Here is an 18271-nt window from a genome sequence, read left to right as displayed (position 1 = left end):
CGTGGAGTCTATCGTTTCAATTTCGGAAGCGATTGTCGGGCGGCCAGGAATTTGGCCAACACCGCATCGAGCGGTTCACTGGTGCGGACTTGCAGATAGTCAATCGATAAACGCCCACAAGCTTTCTTGGTGCTCGTCAAAAATTCGTCTAATGCGGCCAAGTAACCTTCACGCAGTGCACGCGGATTACAGTTTAAGAAGTCTTCGCTTTCGAGGCCTTCAAAACGAGTGGCTCCATTGAATTCAAAATCAATTTCATGGTCGTGCAGCACATGGAACATCGCCACGTCATGCCCGCGTTGGCGAAGCAAACGCAAACCTTCTAGCAGCGAATCGACGCCGAGCAAATCCGAGATGATCACCACCAAACCGCGACGCGGAATGCCTTGCGAAATCTCTTTGGCCACCGACACCAAATCGGTGCGACCATCGGCGCCAACCGAATCGAGCGTCGCTAAGATCCGATTCAATTGTTGTTGGTTGCTTTTCGCCGGCACCGTCGATCGCACTTTCGTATCGAAGGTGACCAGCCCCGTGGCATCCTTTTGACGCAGTGCGAGGTACGCCAACGAAGCAGCGATCGATGCCGAATAATCAAACTTGTTCGATTCGCCATCGCCGTACGCCATACTGGCCGAGCGGTCGACAAGCAGCGTGAGCCGAAGATTCGTTTCCTCTTCGTACTGTTTGATGTGCAGCCGATCTTGACGCGCATACACCTTCCAATCGATGTGACGAATCTCGTCGCCTCGAGTGTATTGGCGGTGCTGCAGGAATTCGATCGATTGTCCAAAGTACGGACTCCGATGCATTCCCGATAAAAATCCTTCGACCACTCGGCGGGCCGTCAATTCGAGTCGACGAATCCGAGCGGTAACCTCAGGACGCAAATATTTTTTGGAATCGGGCATCGCGGGAAAGTTCGTCCTCGGTCGTTGGCGTCGCGGCAATAATACGCTGGATCACGTCGTCGCTGGTCACTCCGTCGCTTTCGGCGGCAAAGTTGACGACCATGCGGTGACGTAACACCGGTTTGGCCAAGTATTGGATGTCTTCGATCTGCACATGAAAGCGTCCTTCCAAAAGCGCTCGTGCCTTGCCGCCGAGGATCAAGAACTGGACCGCTCGCGGACCAGCTCCCCAACCGACCAATTCGTCAACAAAATCGGGGACCCCTTCGCCGCCCACGCGAGTTTGACGCACCAGCGAGAGAGCATAGCGGACGACATGGTCGCTGACCGGAACTTGGCGAACCAATTCCTGCAGTCGCAGAATTTCTTCAGCGCCCAACACCGCTTCGACCTTCTCCGCCGCTTTCCCCGTCGTTCGGCGAGCCACTTCGAATTCTTCGTCAAAGCTCGGGTATTCGACATAGACCTTGAACATGAACCGGTCTTGCTGTGCCTCGGGAAGCGGATACGTTCCCTCTTGTTCGATCGGGTTCTGAGTCGCCAAGACGAAGAACGGATCAGACAACATGTGCCGATTGCGTCCCACGGTGACTTGACGCTCCTGCATCGCTTCGAGCAGTGCGGCTTGCGTTTTCGGGGGCGTCCGGTTGATTTCGTCTGCCAACACCACGTTGGCAAACAGCGGACCTTCCATAAAGCGAAAATCGCGTTTTCCGGACGAGCGGTCCTCTTCGATAATCTCGGTTCCCGTCACGTCGGCGGGCATCAAATCAGGCGTGAACTGGATCCGGCTGAATGAAAGGTCCAAGGATTGAGCCAACGTGCTGATCATCAGCGTTTTGGCTAGCCCCGGGACCCCCTCCGAGCATGCAGTGTCCTCGGCTAAACAGACAGATCATGATTTCGTCGATGACCGTTTCCTGGCCGACGATGATTTTGCCCAATTGTTCAATGATTCGCTTGCGAGCTTCATGCAATCGTTTCGAGTCAGCTTCGCTGATCCCGTTCTGATTTGCCGCGGCGTCTGCGGACATGCAACATCCTTACTTCTGGAAGGGGTAGTCAATCATGGCGTGATTTGACGACAAGAGCCGTCCGCCTCAATTTATGTTAACAGAATACCAAGAATCTTAACTCCAAGCGCCCTGGGAACGATAAAAGGGCCGTGACAATTAGGTTTGGAGTGACATAAATTAGTAAAAAGGCGGTAGGGTCGACGATTTTCCCTAGCCGCCAGCAGCAATCAGGCCTCCAACAGCGATCAGCCTTGTAATTTTCGCCAAACCGAATGCACAGTTCCCATCCTTTGTGGGGGGACAGACTTTTCAAAGCAAAAAGGCACACCGTTTGCCAATCTGCAAACTGTTTGCCAATTTGTGTGCGACGCTGGCTTGTTTGCGACGCTGGCTGGATGATAAACCAAGGGAGTAACAAAAATGCCGCGATTACTTGCCATCGGCGATATTCATGGATGCTATAAGGCACTCGTTACACTCGAGACATTTGTCGAGATCACTCCCGACGACACCGTTGTCACCCTAGGGGACTACGTTGACCGCGGTCGTGATTCTCGCCGCGTGCTGGATTGGTTGATTAGCAAAGACAAAACGCACAAGCTTTTTCCGCTGCGAGGCAATCACGACCTGATGATGGCGCAAGCGCGTCGCAATAAAGATCAATACGACCGCTGGCTAGGTTTCGGCGGTTACGAAGCATTGTGCTCGTACGCATCCAACGGCAAAGCGGATGCCGATACATTGCAAATGGTGCCGCGATCCCACTGGGATTTTATTACCGATCGCGTTCTGCCCTACTACGAATCCGAGCATCACATTTTCGTGCACGCCAACTACTCCCCCCAGGTGCCGATGAACGAACTGGAGGATCACGTCTTGTATTGGGAGAAGTTCAGCTCCAAACCGCGTCACATTTCGGGCAAGATCGTGGTGTGTGGCCATACCTCTCAGAAATCGGGACTTCCCACACGAACCGACAATGCGATTTGCATTGACACTCGGGTGTATGACACCGGATGGCTCAGCTGTCTGGACGTCGAATCGAAAATGCTGTGGCAAGCCAATCAAACGGGCGAAACTCGCAAGTTTTATCTCGACGACGTTTGTTAGACGGTCGAAACGGTATTGCCGGTTGTGAGGATCGGTTTCTCATCGAGCACCCCGTTTCGATTTGGATCGTTTGCGAGACGCGGCAAACCGACCTAGGTTCCTTTTGAACGCCAACGTCGGTTGTTGGTGAACCCAATGATTCGTAACGGTCCCTCCGCATGTCGACTCGCCCCCCCAAAACGTTTTTTTCGTCAGTCTAGTCGTTGTTACCTTGGCAATGGCATCGGGCTGTGATCAGTTCGGCCTCAAGCAAGATATGCGGGAAACGCTGGCCAACGCGAATACCGAATGTCCCGTGATCGTGGACGAATACACCATGCTGCAGAAGGTGGTGGTCGACCCTGCCGTCGACTCAGTCGATTTCTGGTACGTGATCAGCCGCGAAGGCGCAAACAAATTTCGTCACGTTAATCGTGAACGCATGCGCGAGGCAGGCATCGCATTGGCCAAGAAGAACCCCACCGCCAAAGCGGCTTCCGACAACGGTTGGACGGTACGACACATCTACGAAGACGCGTTCCAAACTCCACTGTTTGCCTTTACCGTCAACAATGATACCCTCGAAAACCGAGATCCGATGGGCGTCGAGCGAACCAATCCATTTATGGCAACGCCCGTTTCTAACTCCGGCAACTAAATAGCGATCCAGATACCGCTTGCTCTCGTTGCCGCGAGCGGCTTGCCTCCGGTTGCAGCAACAAAGACGCTGCTATTAGGTAAACGCTCGGAAATAACTTCGGCGTTTCAAATCTTCTCCGAAGGCAATGAGTCCCCGCAACTCTCAAGGTAGTGGACGAGGGCACAAGTCCCCACGACTTTGTGGCATCACGGGACTCGTAACCTCGTCCACTACGGCGAAGACACTTCTTCCACAACGACTTGCAACAAAACTCTAACGACGAACTTATTCCAGGACGTTCGCCTAGCGTTTTTCGACATCCCGCTTCGATATGCACTGCTCGATCACTTCGAACAGCGAATCGGGTTGGACCGGCTTGGACACGTAATCGTTCATGCCTGCGTCGAGACAGCGTTGGCGGTCTCCTTTCATCGCGTTGGCCGTCATCGCAATGATCGGGATATGCTCGCCGCTGGCTCGCTCTTTTTCGCGAATCCATTCGGTGGCTTCGATGCCATCCATCTCAGGCATCTGTACGTCCATCAAGATCAGATCGAAAGAGCCATTTTCCCACGCTTGGACCGCTTGCTTGCCATCCTCGGCAATGACAACGTTGTGCCCTCTTGGTTTTAAAAATCCCATCGCGACTCGCTGATTCACCAAGCCGTCTTCGGCAAGCAGGATGTTCAGCACGGGGGTATCCGCATCCAATTCCAAATCCTCAGCTGCGGGTTCGCCGTTGTTCTCGTTCTCCGCTTGGCTGGGCCCTTCAACAACACTGAGCATCGTGTTAAGTAGCTCCGACTGCACCACGGGTTTGGTCATGTAGCGAACAATGCCCAAATCTTGACATTTCTTGGCATGCCCGCTCTGGGCGGCTGAGGAGAGCATGATAATTTTCGTGTCTCTCAATCGCTCGTCCGTTCTGACCTGTTCGGCAAAACCGAATCCATCCATTTCGGGCATCATGTAGTCAAGCAGCACCAGATCGAATGGGTGCTCGGACGACGCTGCTTGTTTCAACTCCTTTAACCCCTCGGGGCGCCGCATCGGTTGAAACCGTTTCCATGTTCCAACTCTTGAGCACTTCTTCGAAAATACGGCGGTTGGTGCGATTGTCATCGACAATCAGGACATGCATCGGATGCATCGACAACTCTTCGACGCGATGCTGTTTTTCCAAATCATTTTGGACGGTCAATTCGATCGTGAAATGGAACGTGGTCCCCTTGTCGACTTCACTTTCCACCCAAATTTCGCCATTCATCATCGCGACGAGTTGCGAGGAAATGGTCAACCCCAACCCGGTGCCTCCAAATTCGCGGGTGGTGGACGCATCGGCTTGCCCAAAGGCTTCGAAGATCTTTGTCTGCTTCTCTGCGGGAATGCCGACGCCAGTGTCGATCACGCGAAAATGCAATCGAATCTTGTTTTCGCTACGTGATCGACAAGTGACGTCAACCACCACCTCGCCTTGCTGGGTAAACTTGATGGCATTGCCGGCAAGATTGACAATAATTTGCCGGATCCGACCAGGATCGCCAAGAAAGGTGTCGGGCAAATCGGGGGCGATTCGGCAAGCCATCTCCAAGCCTTTTTCCGCAGCCCGTATCGCTAATGCTTGCCCGGTTTTTTCAATACAATCTCGCAGACTGAATTCGATCTCCTCGAGTTCCAGACGCCCTGCTTCAATCTTCGAGAAATCAAGGATGTCGTTTAGCAGCCGCAGCAGCGAATCAGCTGACTGCTGGATCATGTTCAAATAATCCCGCTGTTCAGGGCTCAATTGCGAGGATGCCAACAATTCGCCCATCCCGATGATGCCGTTCATCGGCGTACGAATTTCATGACTCATGTTAGCCAGGAACGAACTCTTGGCTTTGTTCGCGTCACGTGCCGCGTCACGTGCAAGTGTCAAATCATGATGCGTTTGCTGTAGCTCGCTGCCCATTCGATTGAAGTGCCGCGCCAACTCGGCCACTTCGTCGTTCCCTTTGGTTGCCACCGTGATGTCCAATTCCCCGCGACCGATCGCCACCGTTGCATCAGTGAGTTGGCCGAGTCGTTTGGAGAACGAAATCGCCGTCGCGCCGCCAATCAAAAGGGTCGCCAGTGTCGCCAACGACGAAATCCAGATGATTTGATTCCTCAAACGATTCACCGGAGCAAAGACAACGGATTCACGGCGTTCGTCCATCGTGATCCATCCAAGTCCTTCGAAGTCACCGTAACCTCGCGAAAGTGCGAATGCCGACAGATACTTTTCACCAGTCTCGTCATCACGGCGATAGTACACATCGTTGGCATGATCGGCGTCGAGCTGAACGTCTTTGAAATAAATCGAACCGTCCGACAACGGCTTTGTTTCGTCATTGCTGGCACGAATCACGCGTCCCTCGGCGGTAAACAAGACCAATCGTTCGTCGTCGCGGTATCGCCCCACGCGCGTATCGATCACGCTGAACACCTCTTGAATGTTCATCACGGCCTTTAACACCCCCAGCGGGCTACCGTTCTCGTCGTCCACCCGCAAACAGATGTCGACCGAGTAAACACCGGCGCTTTCATCAAGCATCACGTCGCCGATAAAGACGTCGTGCTCGAAAGCCTGTTTCCACCATGTCTCGTCGTCCTGACGATAATCCGATGTTCGGCTGGTTTGGGCCGCGTTGACACCAAATCGGTTTGTGAAGAATACTTCGCCAAAAATCGTGTAACCGCTGCCTTCGTTTAGCTTGTTGAGCCGTTGGCGTAGATCGCGTGAGAGCGGGTTTCGCAGCAGCAAACGCATGAATCGGGATGTCTCATCCGGCGGTGTTTCTCGCCATGCCTGGTCTCGCTCCTCGATAGTCGCCGCGGGGTCTTCGAGTGCTTCGATTGCTTGATTGGATGCAACCAAAACTTGTTGCGCTAGATCACTCCGCGAATACGCTTTCCAATCGGCGGTGCGAGCCTGTACGATCCGATCAATTTCATCCATCACCGCCGTGGCACGAGTCATCGAGGTGGCTTCGATGGCCTGCCGCATACTGCGTTCGCTGACGTGCGTCGCATACATGCCGACGACCCAAATCAGCAATGCAGGCAGGAGCGTTGCCAACAGCAACTTATGAACGATTCGCATTTTGAATCACTCCTGCATCAAAGAAACGGAAACGCTCGCCTAGCAAAACCGCGAGAAACGTGTTTGCTATTGTAGCGACCCAAACAGACCAATGCGCATGATTGGCACGTTAAACGGCATCTACAACCGAATGAATGACTGTCGCGATCGATCACCCAGCCGAGCCAGCATGCGATGGCGACTCGCTGTGGACGGCAGGGAGGGATGAAATGGAAGCGGAATTCCGATCCCATCGCGAAAGCAGGATTCTCTGATATGCTACGGCAAAACTCACCATTCTGGCTATCTCTCCCTCTGCACCCAAACCAACATCGCATGACCGATTCGAACGCCGATTTTCACAAACACATTGACGAATTGTTCGATCACATGATCAACCAACTCGACTACCAGACCGATGAACCGCTGGAGTGGGTGTTTGGGATTGAGTCATCCGATATTTCGCTACTGGAAAAAGTGGGGCGGCGTGCACCGGAGTCCTACGATTGGGATATCCAAGAAGAAGTCGAACATGTCGACGAAGAAGGCAATACCCGGATGGCAGGTCCGATCTTGGCACTGCGTCGATGCGAAGCGCTCACGCCCGAACAAGTCAAAGCGTGCGTGGACGAAATCGACGCGTTAGCAAAAGAATTCGGCTTGGAACTCGCCGACGTCACGTCGTACGATCCGATCGACGAAGATGATTTTTTCGATTGGATGTCGCTCGACGAAGCCCACTTGCGATTGCGACACTACACTGATTCGGGACTCGAAAGCGACGGTGAATTGCCGTGGCTGTTCTTGCTGTTTGCCCCTTCACTAGAAGAGCTGAACGCGTTGACGGTCGCTCTGGATACGCAATCGCTCGGAACGATCGAAAGCTACGATGAACCCGACGAAGAAGGCCAGTTTGCGATGTGCTTGTTCATCGACGGAAAAAATAACGAAGCGGAACTGACCGCGATGCATGATCGCGTCAACGCTATCGCCGAAGTGAACAACGCCGAAATCGTGGGCATCCAGTTCCTCGACCAAGAGGACTTCAACGACGTCTTCGGTGACGACGACAACGAAGCGTAAATGGCCCAGGCTGACTTTCGAGTAGTGGAATTCGCCAGAATTCCCGTCTCCGCCGCCAAAGCACCAGGAACTCTGGCGAGTCCCACTACGAAAGACCATCCCCGAGGTGGCGCTGCGCGACCTCGGGCTTGTGAACCGTGGCGGCGGTGCGTCTACACTTCGCTCACTTCCGGAATTTCAAATCCAGGGTTGCTCGGGTTCTTCAGCAGCCGATTGGCCTCGGTGGCAAAGTCGCCGGTGTGCGTTTCCGTCTTGGGATCAAACGTCAACGTAGGACCGACACGGTACTTCGCGTCTTTTTCCGATACTCCCACTCCATCGGCCATGATCGAGTGCAATTTATTGAAGTGCTGCGTGGCATCCTCGTTGTCACCAAATTGGCCTGCGGTCGCGCTGAACGGCACCTCGTGACCTAAACGGTACGAGTTGTTCATCAAGTGCCCCAAGACACATCCGTAATGAGCGTCCAAGACGTTGCCATTGGCCATGCTCGGATCATTCGCCCTGACCGCGCTGATGAACGAATTCCAATTGCCACCAGGCGTTACTTTTCCTTTGGATATTTTCAAGCCTTCGGGTTTTGATGCACCGGGACGCAAGATTTGGTAATGACTCTCGCCCGTGATCACGCTGCCGTCTTCGAGGTAGTACTCGTTATAGACTTGGCGTTTGTAATCTTTGTAGTTCACATTGCGAACGTTAAAGAACACCATTTGCCCGTTGGGATATTCCGCCATCGAAAACATCGTGTTGGGCGTTTCCCCTTGATCGTCCCACTGGAACCGACCGCCAATCGCCATCGCGCGGGTCGGGTGCGTTTGATCGTCGTCGATTGCCCAGCGGGCGACGTCCAATTGGTGAGTGCCTTGGTTGTTCAGATCGCCGTTGCCGGTTTCCCAGAACCAATGCCAGTTGTAGGGATGATAATTCGCGTGATATTGGTCGATCACGGCGGGCCCCTTCCAAAGATCCCAATTCAAATTCGATGGCGGGGTGCCAGGTGACTTGGATCCAATTCCACCGCGTGGTTTGCAGCAGTAACCATACGCAATCTTCAATCGTGGCAGCTCGCCCGACTTCAATGCTTCGTGCAGCCCCGCGACGCCCGCATCACTGCGGCGCTGCGTTCCGTGCTGGATCACGACGCCGTATTTCTTCTGCGCTTCGACCGCCACACGGCCTTCGGCAACATCGTGGCTCATCGGCTTTTCCACATAGACATGCTTGCCCGCCTGAGCCGCACGAATCGTGATCAGCGAGTGCCAATGATTGGGTGTGGCAACCGAGATCGCGTCAAGGGACTTGTCATCGAGCGCCTCGCGAAAATCGGCCACGCCTTTGGTTGTGAACTTGCCATTCGCCTTTTTTTCAATCGCCCCCAAACGTTTTTCTAAAACGCTCTTCGCCGGATCGATGGCATAAGCGATTTCAACGTTGTCTGCTTTCATCCATCCGCTGATATGGCTCTGACCGCGACCGTTCAGTCCGGCAACCGCAATTCGCACACGGTCATTGGCCCCCTTAATTCCCGCTGTGGCTTTGGTTCCCATGATGATCAACGATCCGCCAATTGCGGAGGTTGTGGACAAGAAATCACGGCGTGTCGGCTTTACGGGAAGTTTTCGGTTCATCAAACCATCCTTCAATCAAGTGGTGGGATCGGGGTAGGAAAGAAACAGTATAGACATAAAGATTCGAGGCGTGGGAATCGAGTTTTTCACTACAGACGAAGACCTAAAATGCCCCACCACTCATCGCTCTACGCCCAAACGGGGCAAACCACGCTGCGGCAGGGGATGCGGGATTCCGCCAATTAGCGACTTAGGATGCAGGCAGCCTTCACGCCGCCGATGACTCAATGTCAGCTGCAAATGAATGCAGCGTTCTGTTTCAAGCTGCTGAAAAATGTTGCGGTTGCAGGCATCTGACATCCGATCCCCATAGAGTGCCGGTCTTCGGAGGGGCGAAAGATTCGCTACCTTAAGTAGAACCTGGGTTCTCAAAAGCGTAGCAATCGGGCACAAGAGGTCATCCAAATGGGTTGCATAGGGGCAAATTTATGCATACGTCAGTGAGGATGTTGGTCCTATTGGGACTGAGCATCGGGATCGGATCGCAGACAAACGCGCAGACATCAGCATCGCTTGATTTTTGCGTGAACGTGCAAAATGCACTTTCTATTTTGTCTCCGAATGGCCCCATCAGCCTCAATCACGATGGCACCGCGGGGATCAAGTCGTTTGCACCGCAAACGTTTTCCGCCGTTTGCAATGATGGCGACGGTGCCACGGTCACCTTTGGCACGATCACCGGTTTTGTTCACAACACGTTGCCGCTGATTGCCCGGGACGTGCAATTGGATCTCTCGATCGCCTCCTCTGACACCGACGCAGGATGGACCGTTGATGTGGTTTCTGACGAATCCAACATCACCGATCTTGTTCCCGATTTATCGGCTCAAGTGCAAGCCAGTTCTTCCGGACCGGGAAACGTCGAGCTGCAGTTGACCGTTTCGATGGACAGCGGCTCAGTTGCGACGTTGGTGCCGGGAACCTATTGCACCACCGTTTATGCCACCATCACCGCGAACTAATCATTTCGAATCGTGGGATCCATCCATCGCAACATCCATGACGTGCGTACAATGAACTTCGCACAACCGACTGCCATCGTCATGCTGGCCGCAGCCATTGCGGTCTGCGGATGCCAGACGCAGAAAACGCGAAACGAGATCCAGCTGCACAGCCAATCGGTTTTTGCAGATCCGTTTTTCAATTTGCCTGCCGCGACACTGCCAAAGCCGAACAAGGCAGCGAATCGTGTGTACCACCCCGAGTCATTGATCGAATCGATGCCCGTCGGATATTCGCAGCCGGAACCCAAGTCGCGGATCACATCGCTGGGGCCGACGATTTCAAAAGGCTTTCGTCAAAAGCCATTGGACTCGCATGCGGAATGCGTCACCGCATCCAACGACGCACCGCCATTGGCGATGGTCAGCTACGGGGATGCGGCAGTCGACGCCTTCGACGGTGTAACGATCAATGCCAATCACGAGGACGCTCTGCCGCTGCAACCCGCGGTGCTGCTAAACGATGCCTTTGTCGAAACCGATGTTCACCAAGCGATCCAATCACTGGCCGAACAGGCCGGTATGTCGGTGATCATTGACGACCAAGTACGTGGATCGGTAACCGCAGTGATCGAAGACGAGAATTTCGAACGAGCGCTTCGCAAGATTCTGCTGCCACTAGGATACCGATGGCGTCAGGACGGCGATGAGTACTACGTGGGCCTACCCGAGCCGGGGTCCGCATTGTTTCCGTTCCTGGCCGAACGCTATATTTACGAAGCTCGACATCGCACGCCCGAATCATTGAAATCTCAACTCCCCGAGCGGCATCTGCAATTTGTCCGCATCATGGGTCAGGGTGGAAAGTTGGCGATCGAAGCGCCGCCGATCACCGCACACCAGATTTTGCGTGAGCTGGAAGAGACCGACAAGGTCGTACCACAAGTCGTCCTGGAAGCACTGGTTTGCGTGTACAGTCCCGAGACCAACTATCGCTTTGGTTTTGATATCCAACAAGGCATGAAGCTGGACGGCGCCAACGCAGGTTCGTTCGCACTCGATGGACTTGGTGTGGCCGGCCAATACGGTCCAGCGGGATTTAATTCCCAACTAAACGACTTTCGTTTCACCAGCGCCCTGCTTCGCGCATTAGAACAAGAAGGTCATGTCAAAATCCGGGCTGCTCCACGGGTCACGACCGAAGACGGCAAGAAGGCCGAGATTCATATTGGCCGGGAAAGTTTTTTTAGTGTCCAGCCGAGTGGCGATGGCGTCTTCTACCGACAAGACATTCAAAAGGTCGACTCAGGCATCATGCTGGAGTTAACGCCTGAGATCCGCGCTCCGCATGTCACGATCCACATCGACCGTGCCGAGGTCAGCGAGGATATCCGCAGCGACGAAACGCAAGCGAACGCCTACGACCAATTTCCCGTGATCAATCGCCGACGCGTCTCGACCTCGGTACACGTGATGGACGGACAAACGATTGTGATCGGAGGCCTGACTCAGCGTCAGAAGGTCGATCAACTCAACAAGCTGCCACTACTCGGTGACGTCCCCTACATCGGACGACTGTTCCAGCGGATTGAACGACGCGAACAAGAAGCCGAAGTGGCCATCTTTATTTCACCTCGAATCGTTTATCAGGATGAACTCTATGGGGCCGAAACGTTTTGTCCAACCAATTTTGATCCTGATGCTATTCGCTATGGTGACGACGGGGGTTCGTGGTGAGTCGCCTGCGCAACGAACCGCCAGAATCAATACAGCCAGAATCAATGCCGAAGCAAGTTTCCGTCCCACTTTTCGGATCGATCCTCTGGTCTTTCAGTGCCAAGCGATCCCAGGACAAACCGTTCGCTTTAAATTCCGGCTTAGCGGGAGTCAAAAGCCGATTGATTTCTCAATTCAACCGGTCTCCTTAATCCAACACCGTGATGGCAAAGTGACGGCGGCCGAAACATTGCGGGACCGCGACTCGGTACGCTTGCTGTCCTCTTCGGATCTGCGCCTCGGAGGAGGTGAGGTCCAGGAGATCGAAGGCACGTGGACGCTGCCGCGTGACAGCGGTCAATTTGTTAGCGTCGGACTACTAGTGACCGATCGCAGCGAAGAACCGTTTTCCAAACAAACGACTCAGCGGCAACTCGGTGTCCGCTTCGTGACTCGTTATCTATTGCGACTGGAAGCCGACATTCGCCGCGTCAATTCGGTGCAGGGCGAAATCCGATTGACCACCGGCGGCTTGGTTGACCGTGACGGTTTTGCTCACGTCAATGCGTTGCTGTGGAATCCGCATGACGCAGGACGTCGGCTCCGAGCGAAGGCGCGGATGATCGATGCGGCAGGCCGCGTCGTGATTGACGAAGTGCCACTAGGATTGACGTCGCGGATCAATCAACCCGAACCGAAACGGTTCGCGTTGGCCGTGCTGCCTCGAAGCGAGGTCACATTGACCGCGGCATTGCCCGAACCGGTATTCCCAGGCGATTACCAACTGCAAATTGATGTGCGTGACGACAGCGACGATGTGGCGCAGCAATCCTTTCGCGTCCACGTTGGCGAGTATGATTTCCAAGCACAACGCAGCGTCGTGGGACGCGTACTAAAGTCAATCCAAGTCCACCCTTCGGCGATCGAATTGTCGACGCTTCGCGGTGGAAATCGGCTGGTACCGTTATCACTGAAAAACCAAGGCGACAAAGCGGTGTCGATTCGAGTGGTTGCAACCGATCGAAATGGAAACGAAGTATCCTGGTTGCGTGTGCGTCCCGAGCGAGTTCACTTGGGGTCAGGAGCGGGACGCAAACTGATGGTCACCATGAACGGACACGCTGCAGACGCCCAGGACAAGTACGCCGAACTGCGTCTTCACGCGGAATCCGAATTCGCCACCAACACGGGGTCGCTGAACGTTCCCGTGGCGATGCTAAACGATGATCGCCCTCGCGATCCCGATGTATCACTCGGTACGATCGAGGTCGATGAAAACAATCCGCGAATCATCCGTTTGCAAATCACCAACCATGGCACTCGGCACCTCGCTCCGCATCTGATCGTGACGCTTACCCGCGGCAACGAGCCGCCTGTGATTTGCGAAGCCGGCTATCACGCCTGGTTACTGCCGAGTGAATCACGTGAGTTGCGTTTTCAGCTGCCCGAATCGACCACGGGAATTTTCAAAGCATCGATTCATGCAAAGCTAAATCGAACCGTGGACCCAACATTGACCGAGCAAACGATCACGCTGCCGTAGCAAAACTCGCCCGTAAGTTTCGAGCCACCAATGTGGGATAGGCATCCTGCCTGTCATCAGCGTCACTTTCTAGCCCGGCGTCACTTCCACCCAAGCCAGCCCTCCCCAATTTAAAATTTACAATTGTCAATTTAACTTTTTCAATCACTCCTCACTCCTCACTCCTCACTCCTCACTCCTCACTATCCGCTTATCGCCACCCCAACCGGCGATAATTACCTCGTTCTGGCATTGAAGAAATCGTACTCGTACTCAGGCGCCAGCCGGTACTCGTACTCCTACTCGAAACGGGGCAACCATGACCGAACCAATCTTCGACCACGACCGACTTGACGTCGATCGCATCTCGATCGATTACGTCGCATCGTCGTTCGCCGTCGCCAAGGAGTTAAACGGTTGCCATCGTCATGCATGCGCCCAATGGCTTCACGCTGCACAATCGATTCCGCTGAACATCGCCGAGGGCAACGGCAAACGCAGCCTTAAGGATCGCAGTCGTTTTCTTGACAACGCCCGTGGGTCGGCGCTCGAATATGTTGCGATACAAGACGTGCTTGCTGTGACCGAGGGGCTGAACGTTTGGTCGCACGATGAGTTGAAACGGCTGCTTCACCGGATCGTCTCGATGCTGACCCGTTTGATCGCGAGATCGGATGCACTGGGCGAGTCCGCCGCGGAGTACAATGCCGAAGTCGAGTACGAGTACCGCGATGCTGAGTACGAGTACAAGGACGATAGAGACCGGAAGCCAGAACCAAGAATTGCACCGACGGACGCGGCGTCGTTTTTCTCCAGATCAATGTCCACCGCGCATCCTCGGTGAATTCAACCCTTCCCCGACTGACATACCAATAATCATCAAACAAACGTGATTCCTGACTTCAGAGACGATGGATACTTGCCCGAGGGTTTGCATGTTGCTTGCGAAGCTGATACTACGGTTCGTTTCGGTACTGCGACGCGGCAGCGTCAGAGACTTGCGCTGCGGCTCCGGCGATGGCTCGAACTTGCACATGTCATTGACGCGAAACGATTTTTCGTTGATGACAGTTTCGTTACGTCAAAACCGCACCCCGATGACGTTGATACGGTTGTGTGGCTGCCTGATGATTTTGCTGAACGTTTGGAACGCGGAGATGATTGGTTAGAATTCTTTGGTAGGACCCGTGAGGCGGATAATCGACGCAAGGGTGTAGTCGAGATAAAACTATGATCCATAACGCTATCGAATACGAAAAAGCTCAAACCGAACTTCGCGATTTGCAATCGCGCCTGGAATCGCTACAGGCAGACCATCCGATCGGCGAGAAGGGATTCACGAAGGCTGGTATTCGCAAACTGATTGCGCGACTAAACGAAGAGCTCGCTGTGTTTGAGGGCAGCTCAGAAGCGAGATCGCCCACCACAGGTTAGTCTGCTATAGTGCGGGGAACCAAGCCAATCGGGATAGGGAGCCGGATTACTCCAGCGCCCCTCCCACACCACAAACGCATGCAGGTCCGCACAATAACGATTCAAAGGGGGGCGATTCGCCGCGAGGATGCAAGCGGTTGCGGGCGTTCTTCTAGACTTGGGTAAGTCCTCACTTTTCAGCTGCTCGCTGGATAACGCACGCTGGACTCCCGACGTCTTGGAAAGATTGCCATGCGTCGTTGCCGCTCGGCGGTCAGCCGGCGGAAAGGACCGGCAAAAAAATGGGTGGCAAAAAGATATTGAGACCGATTGATACTGGGCTAAGAAAAGAAACCTTCATGCATCCTCCATTTTCTAACGTCCCATGTTTTAATCGATTGTCCTCCTTTTCCGTAGTGACTCATGCCGTCGCTTCGCGACTCTGTGGTGGCTACTACAACGCTGATCCCCGGACTCACGTCCGGGGCTACCATGTGTCGTCGCGTTGCGACTGGGAAGTGGTGAGAATTTCATTTGGAATTCTGACTCCTCGAAAGAAACCGGAACTAAGTACAGGGGACTGACTCCTTGGAATGAGGGCACCCCACAAGATCATGCCCATGCTGGGCGTACTGCACCCAACTGGCGAAATCAGGCGTATTGAAGCGGATGATCATTCGTCGCCGCCAGCTGATCAGTACCGATCGCCTATTGAATGACTCCGGTGGCTCTCGTGGTGACGCTAGATGGCAGGAAGATGTTGGCAGGAAAATCTTATCATCTTCCTGCCATATTGGATGCTCCATCGACGCTTCATAGCATCCGTCGGCCGCGAATGACCGACGCCTGACAGCAACGCCCAATTCTCCTTTCGCGTGCTTGGCGTGTTTCGTGGTTCCTTCGCCACCGCTGTTTCCAGCATGGTCCTACGCCTGAAATACCGAATGGTGATTGGGAGACTGGATTTCTCACGGCGTTTCCGTTCGAGTACATTGGTGATCAGCGACGATGGCACGGGCCGTTGTCGTGCGCGGACGCGCGAACCACGTGGTGCACCGCAGTCGGCGAATTTGATTTGTGTTTGAGATCACGTCACTTGTGCCGACGCGGTGACCACCGCCGTTCGCCGACTAACGCATCGATCCTCACATTGGCCACATCAATCGCAACTTCGGCTCCGGACTCCGTGTCAAACTTGCAGCAACCTATTGTCTTGCAGTTGGTTTCGATCTGCTTCGGTCTCTTGAGTTGGTCATTGCTTGGTCAACTCTACCGTGTCGCTATCGAAAACCTGAAACTTGGCTACGATCCTTGGTACGGATCACTGTTGCTTCCAGCGATACTTGTAACTGGCGTCGCTGGTGCTGCTATCGCATATCGCGGACATCGAAATCACCTCCTGGAAATGGATGCAACCACGCAGGTGAAACGATTTCAGTTTGCTGGATGGTTTTCACTCGCCCCAACCATTACCATCACGTTTCTTTGGCTCGCGTCCTGACTTGTGCACATCGATAAAATCGCGGCAGAACCTTGAAAATCGAGATAGGAGGCTGGATTGCTCCGGCGCCCCTCCCACATCACAAACGCATGCGGGCCCGCTTAACAACGATTCATTGGGGGTGAATCGCCGCGAGGATGCAAACGGTTGTGGGCGTTCCTCTAGACTTGGGTAAGTTCTTACTCTTCAGGAACTCGCTGGACTCCCGACGTCTTGGAAAGATTGCCATGCGTCGTTGCCGCTCGGCGGTCAGCCGGCGGAAAGGATCGGCAAAAAGATGGGTGGCAAAAAGATATTGAGACCGATTGATATCGGACAAAGAAAAGAAACCTTCATGCATCCTCCGTTTTCTTGTACCGAGTCGTTCGGGTTCAGATATATTCCTGCCCCATTCATTTGTCTGCCGCAACGTTGGGTTGCCTTCTTTTGATCGGATGTCAGTAGTGACGTGCGGGCTGAACTGGGTAGGCTCTCCGTAGATGTCGTTCGGCAATCACCCGGCTGAAGAAACGGCAAAAAGATGGGGCAGAGTAGAAAGCAGTCGGCGTTGCGATCTCCCGATTCGATTCTTCATGTTTTTGTCCCTCATTTTTTTGCCGGTAAATCGAACAGCACGGCTGAAATAGTCAGGAGCCCCCTGCGTACACGGGGACGCTGAATAATTCTGCCCTGCTCTTGATGGTGGCTCATCCGCTCGGACCAAGTGATGACCGCCGTGCATGCCGTCCGTCGATGCCCAGTCGAATGGCGCTGATTTGTTCGGTCGAAGGTCGGCCACGAATCTCGCGAATGGTCACGAATGGCACATGGTTTCAGGATTCGTGTTGATGCGTGAGATTCGTGGCTAAATCCCGCTGCGGCCTGTCTCCAATTTGCTAAACAAAGACGGTTCTCGAGAGTCACCCTCTTCTCATCTTCCTGCCACCATTTTTCTACCCAATTGCTCGGTCAGAGTTGGCAGGAAAATGGTGGCAGGAAAATCCCAATCGTGGTTAAGCTGTGGAACGGGTGCTGCGCGGTCAACTGTTGTTCAGCCCCTCTTCAGCCAATTTCCTAAGGTCTGCGGAGCGAGGCTGATTGGATCGTCGTTCGCACCACAGACCCAGCGCAAGAACTATGTGTGCATATGAGTGGCGGCAACGTCTGTTCGTGAAACAACGTCGTGGATCGCCACCGCGTGAACACCACCGTTCCGGCATGGAACAAGTTGCGATTTCGAAAGATTTTCCCCACTGCATTACCGGCAAAAAGATCGGGGGCAAAAAGATGGCGCAGAGTAGAATGCAGTCGGCGTTACGATCTCCCGAATCAATTCTTCATGTTTTTGTCCCTCATCTTTTTGCCGGCAAATCGATCAGCACGGCCGAAATAGTCAGACGCTGGGCACACGGGAACGCTGAGCAATTCTCCTCTGCTAGTTCCCCGCTACGGCCTGTCCCCAAATTGCTTAACAGAGACGGTTCTCGAAAGTCACTCTCTTTTCATCTTCCTACCTCCATTTTCCTACCCATTTGCTCGGTCGGAGTTGGCAGGAAAATGGTGGCAGGAAAATTTCAGGAGTGGTTGAATTGTAGAATGGGTGCTGCACGATCAACGGTTGCTCTGACCCTCTTCGGCCAGTGTTCTAAGGTCTGCGGAGCGAGGCTGATTGGATCGTCGTCCACACCACAGACACAAGCGCAAGACCATGTGTGCATGTGAGTGG

At 53.9% G+C, this 18271-nt stretch carries 13 protein-coding genes and 1 pseudogene; 9 read left to right on the top strand and 5 right to left on the bottom strand.

What is annotated here, in order from left to right; all coding sequences use genetic code 11:
- Nucleotides 1–8: 8 nt before the first annotated feature.
- Both RMSM_RS09185 and RMSM_RS09180 read right to left on the bottom strand, forming a co-directional pair.
- Complete coding sequence (locus RMSM_RS09185) at nucleotides 9–890, bottom strand: DUF58 domain-containing protein (RefSeq protein ID WP_008694527.1); 882 nt, start codon at nucleotides 888–890, stop codon at nucleotides 9–11.
- Nucleotides 880–1945: pseudogene (locus RMSM_RS09180) on the bottom strand (AAA family ATPase). Before RMSM_RS09180 ends, RMSM_RS09185 begins: the two are co-directional and overlap by 11 nt.
- A 402-nt stretch (nucleotides 1946–2347) precedes the next feature.
- On the opposite strand from RMSM_RS09180, the gene RMSM_RS09175 reads away from it, so the two are divergent.
- Nucleotides 2348–3037 (top strand): metallophosphoesterase family protein, encoded by a 690-nt coding sequence (locus tag RMSM_RS09175; RefSeq protein WP_008694522.1) that lies wholly within the window; start codon nucleotides 2348–2350, stop codon nucleotides 3035–3037.
- A 256-nt stretch (nucleotides 3038–3293) separates the two neighbouring features.
- A complete protein-coding gene (locus RMSM_RS09170; protein ID WP_236622063.1) occupies nucleotides 3294–3674 on the top strand; it encodes a hypothetical protein in 381 nt (126 codons plus the stop codon).
- A gap of 285 nt (nucleotides 3675–3959) precedes the next feature.
- Here the strand turns inward: RMSM_RS09170 and RMSM_RS38325 are convergent, their stop codons facing one another.
- Nucleotides 3960–4640 carry a response regulator gene (locus RMSM_RS38325; protein ID WP_052031559.1) on the bottom strand — a complete coding sequence of 227 codons (681 nt, stop codon included), beginning with the start codon at nucleotides 4638–4640 and terminating at the stop codon, nucleotides 3960–3962.
- Nucleotides 4630–6780, bottom strand: a complete 2151-nt coding sequence (locus RMSM_RS38320; RefSeq protein ID WP_008694516.1) for an ATP-binding protein — start codon at nucleotides 6778–6780, stop codon at nucleotides 4630–4632. Before RMSM_RS38320 ends, RMSM_RS38325 begins: the two co-directional genes overlap by 11 nt.
- Before the next feature lie 315 nt (nucleotides 6781–7095).
- Between RMSM_RS38320 and RMSM_RS40825 the strand changes: the two genes are divergently transcribed.
- The gene (locus RMSM_RS40825; RefSeq protein WP_008694514.1) at nucleotides 7096–7842 is read left to right on the top strand and encodes a hypothetical protein; all 747 of its coding nucleotides are present in this window, start codon (nucleotides 7096–7098) and stop codon (nucleotides 7840–7842) included.
- Between the two features lie 152 nt (nucleotides 7843–7994).
- On the opposite strand, the gene RMSM_RS09155 is transcribed toward RMSM_RS40825, so the two are convergent.
- A complete protein-coding gene (locus RMSM_RS09155; protein ID WP_040764949.1) occupies nucleotides 7995–9473 on the bottom strand; it encodes a Gfo/Idh/MocA family protein in 1479 nt (492 codons plus the stop codon).
- Nucleotides 9474–10003: 530 nt separating this feature from the next.
- Here RMSM_RS09155 and RMSM_RS09150 point away from each other — a divergent pair.
- The 6 genes from RMSM_RS09150 to RMSM_RS09120 all read left to right on the top strand — a co-directional run bounded on the left by RMSM_RS09150 (nucleotide 10004) and on the right by RMSM_RS09120 (nucleotide 15086).
- Nucleotides 10004–10435 carry a hypothetical protein gene (locus tag RMSM_RS09150; protein WP_144057506.1) on the top strand — a complete coding sequence of 144 codons (432 nt, stop codon included), beginning with the start codon at nucleotides 10004–10006 and terminating at the stop codon, nucleotides 10433–10435.
- 51 nt (nucleotides 10436–10486) lie between these two features.
- Entirely contained in the window at nucleotides 10487–12151 is a 1665-nt protein-coding gene (locus tag RMSM_RS09140; protein WP_144057505.1) for a type II secretion system protein GspD, read from the top strand.
- Nucleotides 12114–13673, top strand: a complete 1560-nt coding sequence (locus RMSM_RS09135) for a hypothetical protein (protein ID WP_144057504.1) — start codon at nucleotides 12114–12116, stop codon at nucleotides 13671–13673. Before RMSM_RS09140 ends, RMSM_RS09135 begins: the two co-directional genes overlap by 38 nt.
- Nucleotides 13674–13971: 298 nt before the next feature.
- Entirely contained in the window at nucleotides 13972–14496 is a 525-nt protein-coding gene (locus RMSM_RS37805; protein WP_008694507.1) for a four helix bundle protein, read from the top strand.
- A gap of 45 nt (nucleotides 14497–14541) precedes the next feature.
- Nucleotides 14542–14886 (top strand): DUF6932 family protein, encoded by a 345-nt coding sequence (locus tag RMSM_RS42475; RefSeq protein ID WP_144057503.1) that lies wholly within the window; start codon nucleotides 14542–14544, stop codon nucleotides 14884–14886.
- Nucleotides 14883–15086, top strand: a complete 204-nt coding sequence (locus tag RMSM_RS09120) for a hypothetical protein (protein WP_008694504.1) — start codon at nucleotides 14883–14885, stop codon at nucleotides 15084–15086. Before RMSM_RS42475 ends, RMSM_RS09120 begins: the two co-directional genes overlap by 4 nt.
- Nucleotides 15087–18271: the final 3185 nt, after the last annotated feature.

Origin of the sequence: Rhodopirellula maiorica SM1 (genome assembly GCF_000346295.1) — a bacterium.
GTDB lineage: Bacteria > Planctomycetota > Planctomycetia > Pirellulales > Pirellulaceae > Novipirellula > Novipirellula maiorica.
This window is presented reverse-complemented; position numbering and strand designations above follow the sequence as displayed.

Coding starts and splice junctions, on each gene's coding strand:
- RMSM_RS09140 (WP_144057505.1), top strand. CDS start 10,487: ATGAACTTCGCACAACCGACTGCCATCGTCATGCTGGCCGCAGCCATT.
- RMSM_RS09170 (WP_236622063.1), top strand. CDS start 3,294: ATGCGGGAAACGCTGGCCAACGCGAATACCGAATGTCCCGTGATCGTG.
- RMSM_RS09155 (WP_040764949.1), bottom strand. CDS start 9,473: ATGAACCGAAAACTTCCCGTAAAGCCGACACGCCGTGATTTCTTGTCC.
- RMSM_RS09135 (WP_144057504.1), top strand. CDS start 12,114: ATGCTATTCGCTATGGTGACGACGGGGGTTCGTGGTGAGTCGCCTGCG.
- RMSM_RS09175 (WP_008694522.1), top strand. CDS start 2,348: ATGCCGCGATTACTTGCCATCGGCGATATTCATGGATGCTATAAGGCA.
- RMSM_RS38320 (WP_008694516.1), bottom strand. CDS start 6,780: ATGCGAATCGTTCATAAGTTGCTGTTGGCAACGCTCCTGCCTGCATTG.
- RMSM_RS09120 (WP_008694504.1), top strand. CDS start 14,883: ATGATCCATAACGCTATCGAATACGAAAAAGCTCAAACCGAACTTCGC.
- RMSM_RS37805 (WP_008694507.1), top strand. CDS start 13,972: ATGACCGAACCAATCTTCGACCACGACCGACTTGACGTCGATCGCATC.
- RMSM_RS40825 (WP_008694514.1), top strand. CDS start 7,096: ATGACCGATTCGAACGCCGATTTTCACAAACACATTGACGAATTGTTC.